Genomic DNA, 15819 nt, shown 5'->3' on the forward strand with positions numbered 1-15819 from the left:
TCTCAGGCGGCAGCATGAGCCTCGTGCCGGACACCATCATCCAGGGCGATTGCCTGGAGGAGCTGAAGAAGCTCCCCGACCGCTCTGTCGACCTGGTCTTCGCCGACCCGCCGTACAACCTGCAGCTCGGCGGCGACCTGCTGCGCCCCGACAATTCCAAGGTGGACGCGGTCGATGACGACTGGGACCGCTTCGAGAGCTTCGAGGCCTATGACAACTTCACCAAGGCCTGGCTGAAGGAATGCCGCCGCGTCCTGAAGGACGACGGGGCGCTGTGGGTGATCGGCAGCTACCACAACATCTTCCGGGTCGGCGCGACCCTGCAGGACCTGGGCTTCTGGATCCTGAACGACATCGTCTGGCGCAAGGCCAACCCGATGCCGAACTTCAAGGGCACGCGCTTCACCAACGCCCACGAGACTCTGATCTGGGCGACCAAGAGCCGGGGCGGCAAGCGCTACACCTTCAACTACGACGCCATGAAGATGGCCAACGATGAGCTGCAGATGCGCTCCGACTGGAGCCTGCCGCTGTGCACCGGCGAGGAGCGGCTGAAGGACGAGACGGGCGCCAAGGCCCACCCGACCCAGAAGCCCGAGGCCCTGCTGCACCGGGTGATCCTGGCCTCCACCCGGCCGGGCGACGTGATCCTCGACCCCTTCTTCGGCACCGGCACCACGGGCGCGGCGGCCAAGCGGCTGGGCCGCAGGTTCGTGGGCATCGAGCGCGAGGAACAGTACGCGAAGCTGGCCAAGGAGCGCATCGCCCGGGTGATCCCCGCCTCCCCCGAGGAGGTGATGGTCACCGGCTCCAAGAAGTCCGAGCCGCGCATCCCGTTCGGCCAGATCGTCGAGGCGGGCCTGCTGCGGCCGGGCGACGTGCTCTACTGCTCGAAGGGCCGCAACGCCGCGCGGGTGCGCGCCGACGGCTCGCTGGCGGTGGGCGAGCTGACCGGCTCCATCCACAAGGTGGGCGCCATGGTGCAGTCCGCGCCCGCCTGCAACGGCTGGACCTACTGGCACTTCAAGTCCGATGCGGGGCTCGCCCCGATCGACGTGCTGCGGGCCAAGGTGCGCAGCCAGCTGCCGGCCTGAGCGCCATCCCAGTTCTTCTAACTGGACCGGCCGCGGAATCCTCCTCAACCTGAGGGGAGGATCGGGGAGGGACCAGGGCCGTGGCCGGACGGGGATCGTGAACCCGCGCATCTTCGTGCTGACCATGGTGACCTTCGCCTTCGGGTCGAGCGCCTTCATCTTCGCAGGTCTGCTGGAGGTGATGGCGGCGGACCTGGGCGTCACGACCGCCGTGGCCGGCCAGCTGCAGACCGCCTTCGTGCTGACCTCCGCCGTGCTCGGCCCGTTCGTAGCCTGGGCGCTGGGCCGGCTCGACCGCAAGCTCACCATTGTGATGGGCCTGAGCCTCGGGATGGCGCTGCACCTGGCCTGCGCCTTCACGCCGGACTTCGGCACGCTCTTCGTGCTCCGCGCCCTGGCCGGACTGGCGGGTGCGATCTCGGGCCCGTCGGCCAGCGTGGCGGCCGCCCAGCTCGCGCCGCCGGAGCGGCGGGGCTCGGCCATCGCCATGGTCTCGGGCGGCATGACGCTGGCCTTCGTGCTCGGCATCCCGATGGGCAGCGTGGTCGGCTCGGTGTTCGGCTGGCGGGCGACCTTCCTGTTCGCGGCCCTGCTGTCCGGACTGGCGCTGGCGGGCGTGCTGCTGTTCATGCCCCGCGTCCCGGCGCCGCCGAAGCGGACCGGCGGCAAGCTGGACGTCCCGGCGATCTGGCCGCTCTACGCCACGACCTTCCTGACCTTCGCCGCCAACATGACGCTCAACCTCTACATCGCCCCGATCGTGCGGGTGGGGGCCGGGGTGACCGGGGCGGGCGTCGGGGCCTTCCAGGCGATGATCGGCGTGGGCTCGATCGCCGGCCTGTGGCTGGGCGGCCGGGCCGCCGACCGCGACGCGGGCAAGGCCTGGATCATCCAGGGCTTCCTGATCCAGGCGGCGGCCATGAGCACCCACTTCGCCGCCACCCACCACGCCGCGCCGCCCGGCCTGCCCAGCCAGTTGCTGGTCGCCTTCGCCATCTTCCTGGCGGCCACGGCGCTGTTCTCGATCACGCCGGTGATCCAGAACCGGCTGATCCGGATGACGGAGGGCGCGCCGGTGGCGCTCGCGCTCAACGGCTCGGTGATCTCGGTGGGCCAGGCGCTGGGCTCGGCGCTCGGCGGGGCGGCGCTGGCGGGATTCGGCGTGCCCGCCATCCCGGCGGCCGCGCTGGTCATGTCGCTCACCGGCCTGACGATCCTGGTGTTCGTCTTCCCGAAGGCTAGAGCAGGTTCGTGAGCCCGGCCCGGGCGGCCTTGAGGAAGACGCTCGGCAGGGCGTCCAGGTCGCGCCGGGGACTCCAGATCACGTCCGGAGCGTCGCCCTCGGCGCGGAGCAGCTGCAGCGTGAGGGTGAAGTGGGTGAAGCCATGCTCCACCTCGCCGACGCCGCGCCAGGCGGCGTCGGCCGGGGCGGCGGACAGCGCCTCGCCATCGCTCCAGCGCTCGGCGCGCCATTCCGAGGTGGGCAGGGCCAGCATGCCGCCCAGCAGGCCCTTCGGCGGCCGGCGGACCAGGGCCACCTCGTCCCCCCGCGTCAGGACATAGGCCACGCCGTAGCGGTGCGGCCGCTCGGCCTTCGCGATGCGCCGCGGATAGGTCTCCGGCGCGCCGGTGGCGAGCGCCGCGCAGTGGGCGGCCACCGGACAGCGGTCGCACAGCGGCTGCTTGGGCCGGCAGACGGTGGCCCCGAGGTCCATCAGCGCCTGGGCCCAGTCGCCGGGCCGGTCGTCGCGCACCAGGGCGGCGGCGAGGCGCTTCAGCTCGGGCTTGGCTTCGGGCAGGGGCTGCTCGGCGGCGAACAGGCGGGCCATCACCCGCTCGACGTTGCCGTCGACGACGTTGGCCGGCCGGTCGAAGGCGATCGCCGCCACCGCGGCCGCCGTGTACGGACCGAGGCCGGGGAGGGCGCGCAAACCCTCCTCGGTGTCCGGAAAGACGCTGGCGTGGTCGTTCGCCACCGCCCGGGCGCAGGCCAGCAGATTGCGGGCGCGGGCGTAGTAGCCGAGCCCCGCCCAGGCGGCCATGACGTCGGCGTCCGGGGCGCTGGCGAGATCGGTGACGGTGGGCCAGCGGGCGAGGAACTTCAGGAAATAGGGCGTGGCGTGCGGGACGGTGGTCTGCTGCAGCATCACCTCGGAGAGCCAGACGCGATAGGGATCGGCCCGCACGCCGGCGGCGTGGTGCTGCGGCCGCACGCGCCAGGGCAGGTCGCGGGCGTTGGCGTCGTACCAGGCGAGGAGGGCGGGGCGGAGAGGCGGAGGGCTCACCCCACCCTCATACTTTCATCCCGGACGCCGCGCAGCGGCTATCCCGAACCCAGGGGCCGTGCGTCGCACCGTCCGCCCCGGCTCTCCGCTTCGCCTGGCGGGGGATCACGGTCTATGGTGGGCCTCATGCGCCGCCGGCCGCTCCCATCCCCGCAAGAGGCGCTCCGCATCCTGGCGGAGAAGCGCACGCGGCCGCAGCACCGGCCGCCGCCGCCGGCCGGCCGCGGCCTCAACAAGCTAGTCCGCGAGATGGACGCCAAGTTCGGGCAGGGCGCAGGCGCCCTGCAGGCCCGCTGGCGCGAGGTCGTCGGCGTGGAGATCGCGCGGCGAACCGAGCCGGTGAAGCTGGTGAAGGGCCGCAACGGCGGGCCCTCCTCGCTGGAGATCCGGGTGGCCGGGCCATCTGCCGCGATCATCCAGCACCAGGCGCACGAGATCCTCGCCCGGGTGAACCTGTTCCTCGGGCCCGAGGCGGTGCAGAAGCTGCGGATCGTACAGGGCCCGCTGCGGCACGTGGGAGAGGCGCCGGCCCCCAAGCGCCGGCTGCCGCCGCTCGACGCGGCGCAGGAGGCGGAACTGGCCCGGGATCTGGCCGCCGCGCCGGAGGGCAAGCTGAAACAGGCGCTGATGTCGCTGGGCCGCGGCGTGCTGCGGCGCCAGCGGTAGGTTGACTAAAAACCGCCACCGTCCCATCGCCTAAGGGGCAGTTCGCCGCAGCGCGGGGAATCGCGCTTTAATCCTTTATTCGGACTTTCAGAGGGCGTTCGAACATGCTGAGCCGTCGTCTCCTCCTCGCCGCCGCGGCCGTCGCGGGCCTTGCGCTGGCGGGCTGCTCCAAGGGCGGCGCCTCCGGCCCGGCCGAGGGCGACATGTCCATGGGCGATCCGAACGCGCCCGTGAAGATGGTCGAGTACGCCTCCATGAGCTGCAGCCACTGCGCGCAGTTCAACAACGAGGTCTTCCCGGCCTTCAAGACCAAGTACATCGACACCGGCAAGGTGCACTACACGCTCAAGGAGTTCCTGACCCCGCCCGAGCAGGTGGCCACCGCGGGCTTCCTGCTGGCGCGCTGCGCCGGCAAGGACAAGTACTTCAGCGTCGTGGACGCGATCTTCCAGAACCAGAACGAGATGTTCCAGACCGGCGACGCCGCGGGCGTGCGCACCGTCCTGCTGCGCATCGCCCAGTCGGCGGGCCTGACCGAGGAGCAGTTCAACGCCTGCCTGACCAACGAGGAAGAGATCAAGGCGCTCGACGCCAGGGTCACCCGCGCGGTCCGCGAGGACAAGATCACCGGCACGCCGACCTTCGTGATCAACGGCAAGCAGATCGCCTCCGGCGAGGTCACCCTGGCCCAGCTCGAGGCCGCCGTGGCCGAGGCGCAGAAGTAATGGCCTGGAGCCGCCGCGAAGCCCTCGCCGCCGCGGTCCTGGCCGCCGCGCTGGCGGTCGGGCCGGCGGCGGCTGCGCCCGGCGTGGCCGCGCCCGGCGACATGAGCCTGGGCAATCCGAAGGCGCGGGTGACGGTGGTCGAGTACGCCTCGCTCACCTGCCCGCACTGCGCCGAGTTCAACGCCACCGTCTTCCCGGCCTTCAAGGCCAAGTACATCGACACCGGACGGGTCCACTACACCCTGAAGGAGCTGCCCACTCCGCCGCAGCAGGTGGCGGTGGCGGGTTTCCTGCTGGCGCGCTGCAACGGGGCTGGGCCCGCGAAGTACTTCAAGGTCGTCGACGAGGTGTTCCGCAGCCAGCCCCGCTGGACCGCCGGCAACATCAAGCCGGTGCTTCAGGAGATCGGCCGCGCCAACGGCGTCAGCGACGCCCAGTTCGACGCCTGCCTGCGCGACGAGGCCCAGATCCAGGCGATGGACGCGCGCGTCCGCCGGGTGCTCACCGAGGACGGCATCCAGTCGACGCCGAGCTTCTTCGTCAACGGCAAGGCGGTGGACGTCCACACCCTGGCCGACCTGGACGCGGCGATCGCCGCGGCCGGGAAGAAGTAGGGAGGGGCGCGGGGGCGGTGCACTTCCAGCGGCTGCGCCTTTCGGGCTTCAAGTCCTTCGTCGATCCGACCGAGTTCCGGATCGAGCCCGGCGTCACGGGCATCGTGGGACCGAACGGCTGCGGCAAGTCCAACCTGCTGGAGGCGCTCCGCTGGGTCATGGGCGCCAACTCGGCCAAGTCGCTGCGCGCCGGCGGCATGGACGACGTGATCTTCGCCGGCGCCGACAAGCGGCCCTCGCGCAACCACGCCGAGGTGTCGCTGACCATCGACAATTCGGACCACAGCGCGCCGCCGGCCTTCAACGACCACCCGGTGATCGAGGTGGTCCGGCGGATCGACCGGGGCGAGGGCTCAACCTACAGGATCAACGGCCGCGAGGTCCGCGCCCGGGACGTCCAGCTGCTGTTCGCCGACGCCTCGACGGGCTCCAATTCGCCGGCCCTGGTGCGCCAGGGGCAGATCTCCGAGCTGATCGCCGCCAAGCCCCAGAACCGGCGGATGATCCTGGAGGAGGCGGCGGGGGTCTCGGGCCTGCACACCCGCCGGCACGAGGCGGAGCTGCGCCTGCGCGCGGCGGAGACCAACCTCAATCGGCTGGAGGACGTCGCCGGCGAGCTGGAGTCGAACCTCAACCGCCTGAAGCGCGAGGCCCGGCAGGCGGAGCGCTACAAGAAGCTGTCGGCCGAGATTCGCGCCCTGCAGGGCGCGGTGCTGGTGGCCCGCTGGAACGAAGCCCGCGAGGCGGCCGAGCGGCTGCGCGCCGAGGCCGCCGCCGCCGTCCGGGCCGTGGAGGAGACCGCCCGCGCCGCCGCCGCCGCCACCACCCGCGCCGCCACGGCCGAGGAGGCGATCAAGCCGCTGCGCGAGGCCGAGACCATCGCCGCGGCCATCCTGCACAAGCTGGCTATCGACAAGGACCGGCTGGACCGCGAGGACGAGGCCCACGCCGCCGAGCTGAAACGGCTCACCGACGACCTCGCCCGGATCGACGCCGACAACGCCCGCGAGGCGCACATCGTCGAGGATGCGGACGCGGCCCTGAAGCGGCTGGCCGAGGACATCGCCGCTCTGGAGGGCGCGATCGCCGCCGCGCCGGAGCGCACGCCGGAGCTGGAGGCCGCCGCCCGGGCCGCCGAGGCCGCCCGCGCCGACGCCGACGCCGAGGTCGAGGCGCTCGCCGCCCAGGCCGCCGCCGAGCAGGCCCACCGCCGCGCCGCTGCGCAGCGCGTGGAGGAGGCGCAGGGCCGGGTCGCCCGCACGAAGCGCGCCCTGGACCACGCGCGCCAGGAGCGCGAAGCGCTGGGGCCCGCCACCAACCCGCAGGCCGCCCAGGCCAGGACCGAGCTGGAGCAGGCGGAGGCCGCGCTCGCCGCCGCCCGGGCCGCCCTCGACGCCGCCGAGGACGAGCGGACCAGGGCCATCGAGGCCGAGGCCGCCGCCCGCGACGCCGGCCGCAAGCTGGAGGAGCAGCTCGGCCGCCTGACCGCCGAGGCCCGGGCGCTGGCCGGCCTGGTGGCCCAGGCCCGCCGCGGCGGCTTCGCCCCGGCGCTGGACTCGGTGAGCCCCGAGCGCGGCTACGAGAAGGCCCTGGCCGCCGCGCTCGGCGACGACCTGGACGCCGCCCTCGATCCGAAGGCGCCAGCCTTCTGGGGCGGTCGCGACGCCGAGGCCCCGGCCTGGCCGACCGGCGCGACCCCGCTCGGCCCGCTGGTGAAGGCGCCGCCGGCGCTCGCGGCGCGGCTGAAGTTCACGGCCCTGGTCGACCGGGCCGACGGCGACCGCCTGCAGGGCGAGCTGCCCGTGGGCGGCCGGCTGGTCTCCAGGGAAGGCGATCTCTGGCGCTGGGACGGCTTCACGGCCCGCGCCGAGGCGCCCAAGCCCGCCGCCGTGCGGCTGGAGCAGAAGACGCGCTTGGCCGAGGTCGAGGCTGAGATCGAGAAGCTGGAGCCGAGGGCCAAGGCTGCGCGTGAAGCCGCTCAGGCCGCCGCCGCCCGGCTGAAGGCGGCTGAGGAGGGCCTGCGCAACGCCCGCCGCGAGCCGCCGCCGCTGGAGCAGAAGGCCGCCCAGGCGCGCGCCGCCCTGGAGCGTTTCGAGCGCGAGGCCGCTCGCCGCGAGGCGCACGCCGCCTCCCTGGACGACGTGATCCGCCGCTTTGAGGCCGAGCTCGCCGAGGTCGAGGGGGCGCTGAAGGCAGTGCTGGAGACCGCCGCCGGAGACGGGGAGGCCAGCGACCTCGCCGATCGGCTGGCCGCCGCCCGCGCCGCGGCCGGTCCCGCCCGCGAGGCCGCCGCGGCCGCGCGCGCGGCCCTGGACATTGAGGTGCGCGAGCGGGCCGGCCGCGCCAGCCGGCTGGAGCAGCTGACCCGCGAGCGCGACGACTGGAGCCGCCGCGCCCAGGCCGCGGCCAAGCGCCTGGAGCAGCTCGTGCAGGCGCGCGCCAAGGCCCACGCCGAGCTGGAGCGGGTGAAGGCCCAGCCCGACACCCTGGCCGACCGCCGCGCGACGTTGCTGGACGAGCTCTCCGCCGCGGAGGCGCGGCGGGCCAAGTCCTCCGATGCGCTGGCCGCGGCCGAGCACGAGCGCGCCGAGGCCGAGCGGGCCCTGCGCGCGGCGGAGGCCCAGGCGTCCGAGGCGCGGGAGGTCCGGGCGAGCCTCGCCGCCCACGCCGAGGCCGCCGTCCAGCGCCTGACCGAGGTCACGACCCAGATCCGCGAGACCGCCCAGGTCGAGCCCGCGGAGCTGGCGAAGAAACTGGCCGACGAGGCGGTGGCGATCCCCGGCGACGCCGGCGGCATGGAGGCGCACCTCTACAACCTGGAGCGCCAGCGCGAGCAGATCGGGCCGGTGAACCTGCGCGCCGAGGAGGAGGCCGCCGAGCTCTCCGCCCGCCTTCAGGGCATGCTCACCGAGAAGGCCGACCTGACCGGGGCCATCGCCCGCCTGCGCCAGGGGATCGACGAGCTGAACCACGAGGGACGCGAGCGGCTGGTGGCGGCCTTCGACGTCATCAACGAGCACTTCAAGACGCTGTTCTCGGCCCTCTTCGAGGGCGGCCAGGCGGAGCTCCGGCTGGTCGAATCCGATGACCCGCTGGAGGCGGGCCTGGAGATCTACGCCTGCCCGCCCGGCAAGCGGCTGGCGACCATGAGCCTGATGAGCGGCGGCGAGCAGGCGCTGACCGCCTCGGCCCTGATCTTCGCGGTGTTCCTCGCTCAGCCCGCGCCGATCTGCGTGCTCGACGAAGTGGACGCGCCGCTCGACGACGCCAACGTCGACCGGTTCTGCAACATGATCAACGAGATGCGGCGCAGGACCCAGACCCGGTTCATCGCCATCACCCACAACCCGGTGACCATGTCGCGGATGGACCGGCTGTTCGGCGTGACCATGGCCGAGCGGGGCGTCTCGCAGCTCGTGAGCGTCGATCTGCGGCAAGCCGAGGCGATGGCGGCCCAGTAGCCCCCGGGTCCCGCTGCGGCAATGTCGCGGCGGCGCTAGAACGCTAGCAAAATCAAAGATCTAAATAGAGGCCGGCCAGCCTTGACGCACCGCAGCGCGGTCTATAGGTTCCGCGCGACTTTCAAGCCCCCCTCCGCCGTGGCGACACGGCGGGCCGTTGGCGCACCGCCCATGTCGAACCCGGACGAATCGCGTGATGAGGCGCTACAGCGCCTGAACGCCCGGGCGAAGGCTCTGGAGGCGCGCCAGGTGCGGCAGGTGTCTCACGACGCCGCGGCCGCCAAGGTGTCGGGGTATGGGTACCGCCTGATCGGCGTGCTGATCGGCGGGGTGTTCGTGGGGCTGGCGTTCGGCGCGATCGCCGACGTGGTCCTCGGCATCCGTCCCTGGGGCATGATCGTCGGGGTCCTCGTGGGCTTCGGCGTGTCGATCTGGATGGCGGTGCGCTCTGCGCAGCAGATGTCCGCCGAGGTCGCGAAGGAATTCGGTCCCCCCAAGGACCTGCCCTTCGACGACGAAGACGAAGATTGAGGAGTTCGAGGCGGCATGGCCGACCCGATGCACCAGTTCGAGGTCACGAAGATCGTCGACCTCCCGGATTTCTCGATCCCCGGTCTCGGGACGATCGACATGGCGTTCACCAACTCGACGCTGGCGATGACGCTCGCGGCGGGCCTGATCGTGGCCTTCTTCGCCGCCGTGACGGCGCGCCCGACCGTGGTGCCGGGCCGCCTGCAGATGATCGGCGAGGGGGTGTTCAGCTATATCGACAACCTCACCGAGAGCATCATCGGCCACGAGGGGCGTAGGTTCTTCCCCTACGTCTTCACCATCTTCCTGTTCATCCTGGTGATGAACCTGCTGGGCATGTTCCTGGTCTTCACGTCGACGTCTCAGCTCGCCGTGACCGCCACGCTCGGCATCATGACCATCCTGCTGGTGCTGATCGTCGGCTTCGTCCGCAACGGCGCGGCCATGTACAAGCTGTTCGTTCCGGCGGGCGTGCCCTGGTACATGCTGATCCTGGTCACCCCGATCGAGTTCATCTCCTTCGCCCTGCGCCCGGTCACCCTGGCCCTTCGTCTGTTCGGCAACATGCTGGGCGGTCACGTGGCCCTGAAGGTGTTCGCCGGCTTCGTGGTCTCCCTGGGCGCGCTCGCGGCCGGCGGCGGCCTGGGCCTGCTGGCCATCCCGGCCGCCGGCCTGTCGCTGGCGGGCGTCGTCGCCCTGACGGCGCTGGAGTTCCTCGTGGCCTTCCTGCAGGCCTTCGTCTTCGCGGTTCTGACCTGCGTCTACCTCAACGACGTGGTCAACCTCGGCCATCACCACTGACGGCCGGATCCAACCCTCAAACTTTCAACCCTTGATCTAGGACTAGGACACCATGGAAGCGGAAGCGGCTAAGTTCATCGGCGCTGGCCTCGCGACCCTCGGCATGATCGGCGCGGGCATCGGCGTGGGCACCATCTTCGGCGGGTTCCTGCAGGGCGCCACCCGCAACCCGTCGGCGGCCGGCGGCCAGTTCACGAACCTGATCCTCGGCGCGGCTCTGACCGAAGCCCTGGGCATTCTGGCCTTCGTGCTCGGCCTGCTGATCCTCTTCGCCGCCTAAGACAGCTCCGCCCACGGCGGCTCCGCCTTTGGAGCCGCCCGCCAGCGGCCTAGGAACACTTGCCTCCGATGGCTACGACTCCCACCCCCACGGGTGACCACGACGGCAACCCCGCCGCCGAGGCCGCGGAAGCGGTCCACGGCCACGAGGTTCCGGCCGGCACGACCGAAGTCGCCCAACACGGCGGCGAAGGCGGCGGCCTGCCACAGTTCCGGTTCGAGTACTGGGGCGGCCAGATCATCTGGCTGCTGGTCCTGTTCGCGATCCTCTACGTCCTGCTGGCCCGGGTCTTCGTGCCCCGGCTTCGCAAGGTGGTGGACACGCGCGCCGAGACCATCGCCGGGGCCCTCGAGGAAGCCCGCCGCGTGCAGGCCGAGGCTGACGCCCAGGCCGCCGCCGCCCAGGCCGAGATCGCCCAGGGCCGGGCCGAGTCTCGCCGCGTGGCGGCCGACGCCCAGGCGAAGGCCGCGGCCGAGTTCGCGGCGCGCCAGGCCGCCGAGGACCAGCGTCTCGCGGCCCAGATGGACGAGGCCGAGGCCCGGATCCGCGCTACGCGCGACCAGGCCATGACCAACGTCCAGGGCATCGCCACGGACACCGCCCTGGCCATCGTCGAGAAGCTGACCGGGGCCGCGCCCTCGGCCGCCGAGGCCAAGGCCAAGGCCATGGCCACCCGCCAAGGAGCCGCCTGATGCCCGCCTTCCTGAACCCGGCCGAGGCCGAATTCTGGGTCGGCGTCGGTCTGCTGATCTTCCTGGCGATTGTGATCTTCGTGGCCAAGGCCCCGAAGGCCGTCGCCGGCATGCTCGACGCCAAGGCCCAGACCATCCAGGCCGATCTCGACGAGGCCGCCCGGATCCGTGAGGAGGCCGAGCGCCTGCTGGCCGACCTGCGCGCGGAGCGCGCCAAGGCCGAGGCCGACGCCAAGGCCATGCTGGAGCAGGCCCAGGCGCAGGCCCGGGCCTACGAGGCCGAGGCCAAGGCGAAGCTGGAGGAGAGCCTCAAGCGCCGCCAGGCGATGACCGAGCGCAAGATCGCCGACGCCGAGCGCCGCGCGCTGGACGAGGTCCGCGCCTCCGCCGCCGACCTGGCGGTGCAGATGGCCGAGCAGGTGCTCTCCGGCCGGGTCGCCGCCGCCAAGAGCGATCCGCTCGTGGACCGGGCGATCGGCCAGCTGGCGTCGAAGCTGCAGTAGCGGCGGTCAAAGCCCCAAAACGACGAAAGCCCCGGAGCGTGCTCCGGGGCTTTTTCTTTGGCCATGCGGCGCCGACCTAGCGGAACTGCCGCTTCAGATGGCGGCGGCCGCGGACGCCGAGACGGTAGCGCTTCGGCAGGGCGAAGCGCTCGACGCGCAGGTACTGCTGCCAGAACACCGAGGCGATCTCCGGCTCGCGGCGCATCAGCCGGCGGATGGGGTGAACGACCTTGGGCCAGCGGCGGTGGGCGCGCACGAACACACGCTTGGCCTTGTAGGAATTGCGCAGGATCACGATCAGGCCGACGGCGATCACCGGAATGCCGCCCGGACCGGGGATCGGGGCGATGACCACGCCGGTCAAGACGATCAGGCCGCCAAGCGTCACCAGAGCGCCTCGCACGAGGCGGCCCACGATCTCGGGCGCGAGATCGTCCGTAGCGCGACGGGCGCGCGGCGAGGGCAAGACGAGTGACATGTTGGTACCCGAGAGCGCACGGGGGCTTGGGGAGGTTCCCGCCGTCACGCCCTCTCGATATGCGAACGCCCCGGTGAATCGTAAAGGCAGAGGCGCGTTAAATTTTGCTAACGCGGGCCTATTCCCCGGCTAATGGCGCCGAAGCCACAGTCGCCGTTGCAGTACTGACACAGGGCCGCCGCAGAGCGGACATGTTCAGGTCAGGCCGCCTCGGACGCGGCAGGCTCGGGCTTCCAGGTCAGCTTCGGCTTGCGCGCGGCGAGGGTCTCGTCGAGGCGGCGCAGCGGGGCCAGGTAAGGCGCGCCCTTGAAGCGGTCGACGTCGCCGGCCTTGGCCGCGCGGGCGAGCGCCAGGAGGGCCTCGCAGAAGCGGTCGAGCTCGGCCTTCGGCTCCGTCTCGGTAGGCTCGATGAGCATGGCCCCGTGGACGACCAGCGGGAAGTACATGGTCATCGGGTGGAAGCCCTCGTCGATCATCGCCTTGGCGAAGTCGAGGGTGGTGACCCCGGTGTCCTCGAGCCAGGCGTCGTCGAACAGCGCCTCGTGCATGCAGGGGCCTTCCGGGAAGGCGGGGCTCATCTCGGCCGAGAGGCGGGCCTTGACGTAGTTGGCGTTGAGGACGGCGTCCTCGGCCACCTGGCGCAGGCCGTCGGAGCCGTGGCTCAGCATGTAGGCATAGGCGCGGACGAACATGCCCATCTGGCCGTGGAAGGCGCTCATCCGGCCGAAGGCCTGGGCGGCCTCGTCGACGGCTTCCTCGACGAGGCGGAGGCCGTGGGCGTCGCTGACCACCCAGGGCGCCGGGGCGAAGGGGGCGAGGGCCTCCGAGAGCACCACGGGACCCGCGCCCGGACCGCCGCCGCCGTGCGGGGTGGAGAAGGTCTTGTGCAGGTTGATGTGCATGGCGTCGACGCCGAGGTCGCCGGGCCGGACCCGGCCGACGATGGCGTTGAAGTTGGCGCCGTCGCAGTAGAAGTAGGCGCCCGCCGCGTGGGTCAGCCGGCTGATCTCCAGGATGTCGCGCTCGAACAGGCCGCAGGTGTTGGGGTTCGTGACCATGATGGCCGCGACGTCGGGCCCGAGCTTGGATTCGAGGTCGGACAGGTCGACCCGGCCGTCGGCGGTCTGGGCGATCTCGGTGACCGAATAGCCGACGAAGGCGGCGGTGGCCGGGTTCGTGCCGTGGGCCGAGGTGGGCACCAGGACGCGGCGGCGGTGGCCCTGGCCGGCGGCCTCGTGGGCGGCCTTGATGCAGAGCAGGCCGCAGAGCTCGCCGTGCGCGCCGGCCTTGGGCGAAAGCGCGACGGCGGGCATGCCGGTGAGCGTCTTCAGCCAGTGGGCCAGGCGGTCCATGAGGGCGAGCGCGCCCTGGGTGGTGCTCTGGGGCTGGAGGGGGTGGAGGTCGGCGAAGCCGGCCATCCGGGCGGCCTTCTCGTTGAGGCGCGGGTTGTGCTTCATCGTGCACGAGCCGAGCGGATAGAGCGCCAGGTCGATGGCGTGGTTCTTCTGAGACAGGCGCACGTAGTGGCGCACGGCCTCGGGCTCGGAGAGCCCGGCCAGGCCGATGGGGCCCGCGCGCACCAAGTCGCCGAGGTCCGACGCGTCGTGCTCGGGCAAGGGCAGGTCGACGCCGGTCTTGTCCCAGCCGCCCAGTTCGAACAGCAGGGGCTCGTCCTGCAGCAGGCCGCGGCCGCCGGAGAGGGACTGGTGGGCGGTCGAGGCGACGGCGCCCTCGGGGCGGGTGGGGCGGCCCACGTTGGACATGCTCATTGGGCGCAGGCCTTGGTCAGGGCGGCCGCCAGGGCCGCGATGTCGTCGGAGGTGGTGGTCTCGGTGGCGGCGAGCAGCAGGACGTCGTCCAGGCCGGCGTGCGGGTCGAGGCGGGAGTAGGGGACGCCGGCCACGACGCCGTCGGCGAGCGCCTTCTCCACGATGGCGCCGGCGTCGCCGGGCACGCGGACGGCGATCTCGTTGAAGAACCGCGGCGTCAGGATCTCCAGGCCCACCCCGGCCAGGGCGGCGCGCATCTCGCGGGCCCGGCTGTGGTTGAGGGCGGCGAGCTGCTTCAGCCCCGTCTCCCCCAGCAGCGAGAGGTGGATGGTGAAGGCCAGCGCGCAGAGGCCGGAGTTGGTGCAGATGTTGGACGTCGCCTTCTCGCGGCGGATGTGCTGCTCGCGGGTCGACAGGGTGAGCACGTAGCCGCGCCGGCCCTCGGCGTCGATGGTCTCGCCGCAGAGGCGGCCGGGCATCTGGCGGACCAGCTTCTCGCGGGCGGCGAACAGGCCGACGTACGGGCCGCCGTAGTTGAGCGCGTTGCCGATCGACTGGCCCTCGGCGACCGCGATGTCGGCGCCCATGTCGCCGGGGGACTTGAGCAGGCCGTAGGACACCGCCTCGGTGGTCACCACGATCAGCAGGGCGCCCTTGGCGTGGGCGGCCTCGGCGATCCTGGTCACGTCGGTGACCACGCCGAAGACGTTGGGGGTCTGGACGACGACGCAGGCGGTCTCGCCGTCGATGGCCTCGATCACCGCGGCCTCGGCGTCGATGGCGGCCTGCTGCCGGACGATCTCCATGCCCTCGGCGTGGGCGATGGTCTGGGTGGTGGCCGCGTAGTGCGGGTGCAGGCCGCCGGAGAGGATGGCCTTCTCCCGGCGGGTGACGCGCTGCGCCATCATCACGGCCTCGGCGCACGCCGTGGAGCCATCGTACATGGAGGCGTTGGCCACATCGAGGCCGGTGAGCGCCGCGACCTGGGTCTGGAACTCGAACAGGACCTGAAGGGTGCCCTGGGCGATCTCCGGCTGGTAGGGCGTGTAGGAGGTCAGGAATTCCGAGCGCTGGATGATGTGGTCGACCGTCGCCGGGACGTGGTGGCGGTAGGCGCCGGCCCCGCAGAAGAACGGCCCCGCGCCGGCCGGCCGGTTCATGGCCGCGAGCCGGGCGAGCTCCCGCTCCACCTCCAGCTCGCCCGCGTGCAGCGGCAGGTCGAAGAGGTCGCGCTTGCGGGCGGCGGCCGGCACGTCGGCGAACAGGGCGTCCACGTCGGGTGCGCCGATCACGCCGAGCATCTCGGCGCGGTCGTCAGGGGTCAGGGGCAGGTAGCGCATGGGTGTTCTGTTCCTCCGCCCCCGCCCCCTCCCGCCGCTCGTCCCGGCGAAAGCCGGGATCCATACGGCGGGTCAGCTTGGGTCCCGGGCTTCGCCGGGATGAGCGGACAAGGGGTGACTAGAGCGTGGCGAGGTAGGCGTCGTAGGCGGACTGGTCCATGAGGGCGTCGACCTCGGAGGGGTCGGAGACCTTCAGCTTCGCGAACCAGCCGGCCCCGGTGGGGTCGGCGTTGACGGTCTCGGGCGCGCCGGAGAGCTCACCGTTGGCCTCGACCACCTCGCCCGCCACGGGCGCGTAGACGTCGGAGGCGGCCTTGACGCTCTCGACCACCGCAAAGCCGTCGCCGGCCTTCACGGACTTGCCGACGTCGGGGACCTCGACGAACACCACGTCGCCGAGCTGTTCGGCGGCGTAGCCGGTGATGCCGACGGTGGCCACGTCCCCGTCGAGCCGGACCCACTCGTGATCCTTGGTGAAGCGCATGGGGGTTCTCTCCTAGAGGCTGTGGGCGGCGCAGCCGCCGATATCTGGAACCACGGACTTCACGGTTTTCACGGATGGGATGGTCCCGGCCGACAT

The 15819-nt window shown here is 72.0% G+C and carries 16 protein-coding genes; 11 read left to right on the forward strand and 5 right to left on the reverse strand.

The window, feature by feature from the left end:
- Nucleotides 1–14 precede the first annotated feature (14 nt).
- Both VM685_RS10320 and VM685_RS10325 read left to right on the forward strand, forming a co-directional pair.
- On the forward strand, nucleotides 15–1094 hold the full coding sequence (locus VM685_RS10320) for a site-specific DNA-methyltransferase (RefSeq protein ID WP_325460064.1): 1080 nt from the start codon (nucleotides 15–17) through the stop codon (nucleotides 1092–1094).
- A 97-nt stretch (nucleotides 1095–1191) separates the two neighbouring features.
- The gene (locus VM685_RS10325; RefSeq protein ID WP_325460065.1) at nucleotides 1192–2349 is read left to right on the forward strand and encodes an MFS transporter; all 1158 of its coding nucleotides are present in this window, start codon (nucleotides 1192–1194) and stop codon (nucleotides 2347–2349) included.
- On the opposite strand, the gene mutY is transcribed toward VM685_RS10325, so the two are convergent.
- Nucleotides 2333–3379: an A/G-specific adenine glycosylase gene (gene mutY / locus VM685_RS10330; RefSeq protein ID WP_325460066.1), complete on the reverse strand. Its 1047-nt coding sequence runs from the start codon at nucleotides 3377–3379 to the stop codon at nucleotides 2333–2335. The two genes, VM685_RS10325 and mutY, sit on opposite strands and share 17 nt — an antisense overlap.
- A gap of 114 nt (nucleotides 3380–3493) precedes the next feature.
- On the opposite strand from mutY, the gene VM685_RS10335 reads away from it, so the two are divergent.
- The 9 genes from VM685_RS10335 (at nucleotide 3494) to VM685_RS10375 (ending at nucleotide 11652) form a co-directional block, all read left to right on the forward strand.
- Nucleotides 3494–4045 (forward strand): DUF721 domain-containing protein, encoded by a 552-nt coding sequence (locus VM685_RS10335; RefSeq protein ID WP_325460067.1) that lies wholly within the window; start codon nucleotides 3494–3496, stop codon nucleotides 4043–4045.
- Between the two features lie 104 nt (nucleotides 4046–4149).
- Complete coding sequence (locus tag VM685_RS10340; protein ID WP_325460068.1) at nucleotides 4150–4770, forward strand: DsbA family protein; 621 nt, start codon at nucleotides 4150–4152, stop codon at nucleotides 4768–4770.
- Complete coding sequence (locus VM685_RS10345) at nucleotides 4770–5384, forward strand: DsbA family protein (RefSeq protein WP_325460069.1); 615 nt, start codon at nucleotides 4770–4772, stop codon at nucleotides 5382–5384. The genes VM685_RS10340 and VM685_RS10345 overlap by 1 nt, the downstream gene beginning before the upstream one ends.
- A gap of 17 nt (nucleotides 5385–5401) precedes the next feature.
- Entirely contained in the window at nucleotides 5402–8845 is a 3444-nt protein-coding gene (gene smc / locus VM685_RS10350) for a chromosome segregation protein SMC (protein ID WP_325460070.1), read from the forward strand.
- Nucleotides 8846–9016: 171 nt separating this feature from the next.
- On the forward strand, nucleotides 9017–9376 hold the full coding sequence (locus VM685_RS10355; RefSeq protein ID WP_325460071.1) for a F0F1 ATP synthase assembly protein I: 360 nt from the start codon (nucleotides 9017–9019) through the stop codon (nucleotides 9374–9376).
- A 15-nt stretch (nucleotides 9377–9391) separates the two neighbouring features.
- Nucleotides 9392–10177, forward strand: coding sequence for a F0F1 ATP synthase subunit A (locus VM685_RS10360; RefSeq protein WP_325460072.1), 786 nt, complete (start codon nucleotides 9392–9394; stop codon nucleotides 10175–10177).
- Between the two features lie 52 nt (nucleotides 10178–10229).
- Nucleotides 10230–10457, forward strand: coding sequence for a F0F1 ATP synthase subunit C (locus VM685_RS10365; RefSeq protein WP_257815053.1), 228 nt, complete (start codon nucleotides 10230–10232; stop codon nucleotides 10455–10457).
- 68 nt (nucleotides 10458–10525) lie between these two features.
- A complete protein-coding gene (locus tag VM685_RS10370) occupies nucleotides 10526–11149 on the forward strand; it encodes a hypothetical protein (protein ID WP_325460073.1) in 624 nt (207 codons plus the stop codon).
- A complete protein-coding gene (locus VM685_RS10375; protein WP_325460074.1) occupies nucleotides 11149–11652 on the forward strand; it encodes a F0F1 ATP synthase subunit B in 504 nt (167 codons plus the stop codon). Before VM685_RS10370 ends, VM685_RS10375 begins: the two co-directional genes overlap by 1 nt.
- Before the next feature lie 76 nt (nucleotides 11653–11728).
- On the opposite strand, the gene VM685_RS10380 is transcribed toward VM685_RS10375, so the two are convergent.
- From VM685_RS10380 to gcvH, 4 genes are all read right to left on the reverse strand, one after another.
- Nucleotides 11729–12130: a hypothetical protein gene (locus tag VM685_RS10380; protein WP_325460075.1), complete on the reverse strand. Its 402-nt coding sequence runs from the start codon at nucleotides 12128–12130 to the stop codon at nucleotides 11729–11731.
- A 200-nt stretch (nucleotides 12131–12330) separates the two neighbouring features.
- Nucleotides 12331–13899, reverse strand: a complete 1569-nt coding sequence (gcvPB, locus tag VM685_RS10385; protein ID WP_325460076.1) for an aminomethyl-transferring glycine dehydrogenase subunit GcvPB — start codon at nucleotides 13897–13899, stop codon at nucleotides 12331–12333.
- A complete protein-coding gene (gene gcvPA, locus VM685_RS10390; protein WP_325460077.1) occupies nucleotides 13896–15239 on the reverse strand; it encodes an aminomethyl-transferring glycine dehydrogenase subunit GcvPA in 1344 nt (447 codons plus the stop codon). The genes gcvPB and gcvPA overlap by 4 nt, the downstream gene beginning before the upstream one ends.
- A gap of 118 nt (nucleotides 15240–15357) precedes the next feature.
- A complete protein-coding gene (gene gcvH, locus VM685_RS10395) occupies nucleotides 15358–15723 on the reverse strand; it encodes a glycine cleavage system protein GcvH (RefSeq protein WP_325460078.1) in 366 nt (121 codons plus the stop codon).
- Between the last annotated feature and the right edge of the window lie 96 nt (nucleotides 15724–15819).

The organism is Phenylobacterium sp., assembly GCF_035539035.1.
Classification (GTDB): domain Bacteria; phylum Pseudomonadota; class Alphaproteobacteria; order Caulobacterales; family Caulobacteraceae; genus Phenylobacterium.

What these genes read in the sequence shown, in the direction of transcription:
- VM685_RS10375 (WP_325460074.1), top strand. Translation starts at nt 11,149, where the DNA reads ATGCCCGCCTTCCTGAACCCGGCCGAGGCCGAATTCTGGGTCGGCGTC.
- VM685_RS10365 (WP_257815053.1), top strand. Translation starts at nt 10,230, where the DNA reads ATGGAAGCGGAAGCGGCTAAGTTCATCGGCGCTGGCCTCGCGACCCTC.
- VM685_RS10335 (WP_325460067.1), top strand. Translation starts at nt 3,494, where the DNA reads ATGGTGGGCCTCATGCGCCGCCGGCCGCTCCCATCCCCGCAAGAGGCG.
- gcvPB (WP_325460076.1), bottom strand. Translation starts at nt 13,899, where the DNA reads ATGAGCATGTCCAACGTGGGCCGCCCCACCCGCCCCGAGGGCGCCGTC.
- VM685_RS10380 (WP_325460075.1), bottom strand. Translation starts at nt 12,130, where the DNA reads ATGTCACTCGTCTTGCCCTCGCCGCGCGCCCGTCGCGCTACGGACGAT.
- VM685_RS10345 (WP_325460069.1), top strand. Translation starts at nt 4,770, where the DNA reads ATGGCCTGGAGCCGCCGCGAAGCCCTCGCCGCCGCGGTCCTGGCCGCC.
- VM685_RS10340 (WP_325460068.1), top strand. Translation starts at nt 4,150, where the DNA reads ATGCTGAGCCGTCGTCTCCTCCTCGCCGCCGCGGCCGTCGCGGGCCTT.
- gcvH (WP_325460078.1), bottom strand. Translation starts at nt 15,723, where the DNA reads ATGCGCTTCACCAAGGATCACGAGTGGGTCCGGCTCGACGGGGACGTG.
- VM685_RS10370 (WP_325460073.1), top strand. Translation starts at nt 10,526, where the DNA reads ATGGCTACGACTCCCACCCCCACGGGTGACCACGACGGCAACCCCGCC.
- gcvPA (WP_325460077.1), bottom strand. Translation starts at nt 15,239, where the DNA reads ATGCGCTACCTGCCCCTGACCCCTGACGACCGCGCCGAGATGCTCGGC.
- VM685_RS10320 (WP_325460064.1), top strand. Translation starts at nt 15, where the DNA reads ATGAGCCTCGTGCCGGACACCATCATCCAGGGCGATTGCCTGGAGGAG.
- VM685_RS10360 (WP_325460072.1), top strand. Translation starts at nt 9,392, where the DNA reads ATGGCCGACCCGATGCACCAGTTCGAGGTCACGAAGATCGTCGACCTC.
- VM685_RS10355 (WP_325460071.1), top strand. Translation starts at nt 9,017, where the DNA reads ATGTCGAACCCGGACGAATCGCGTGATGAGGCGCTACAGCGCCTGAAC.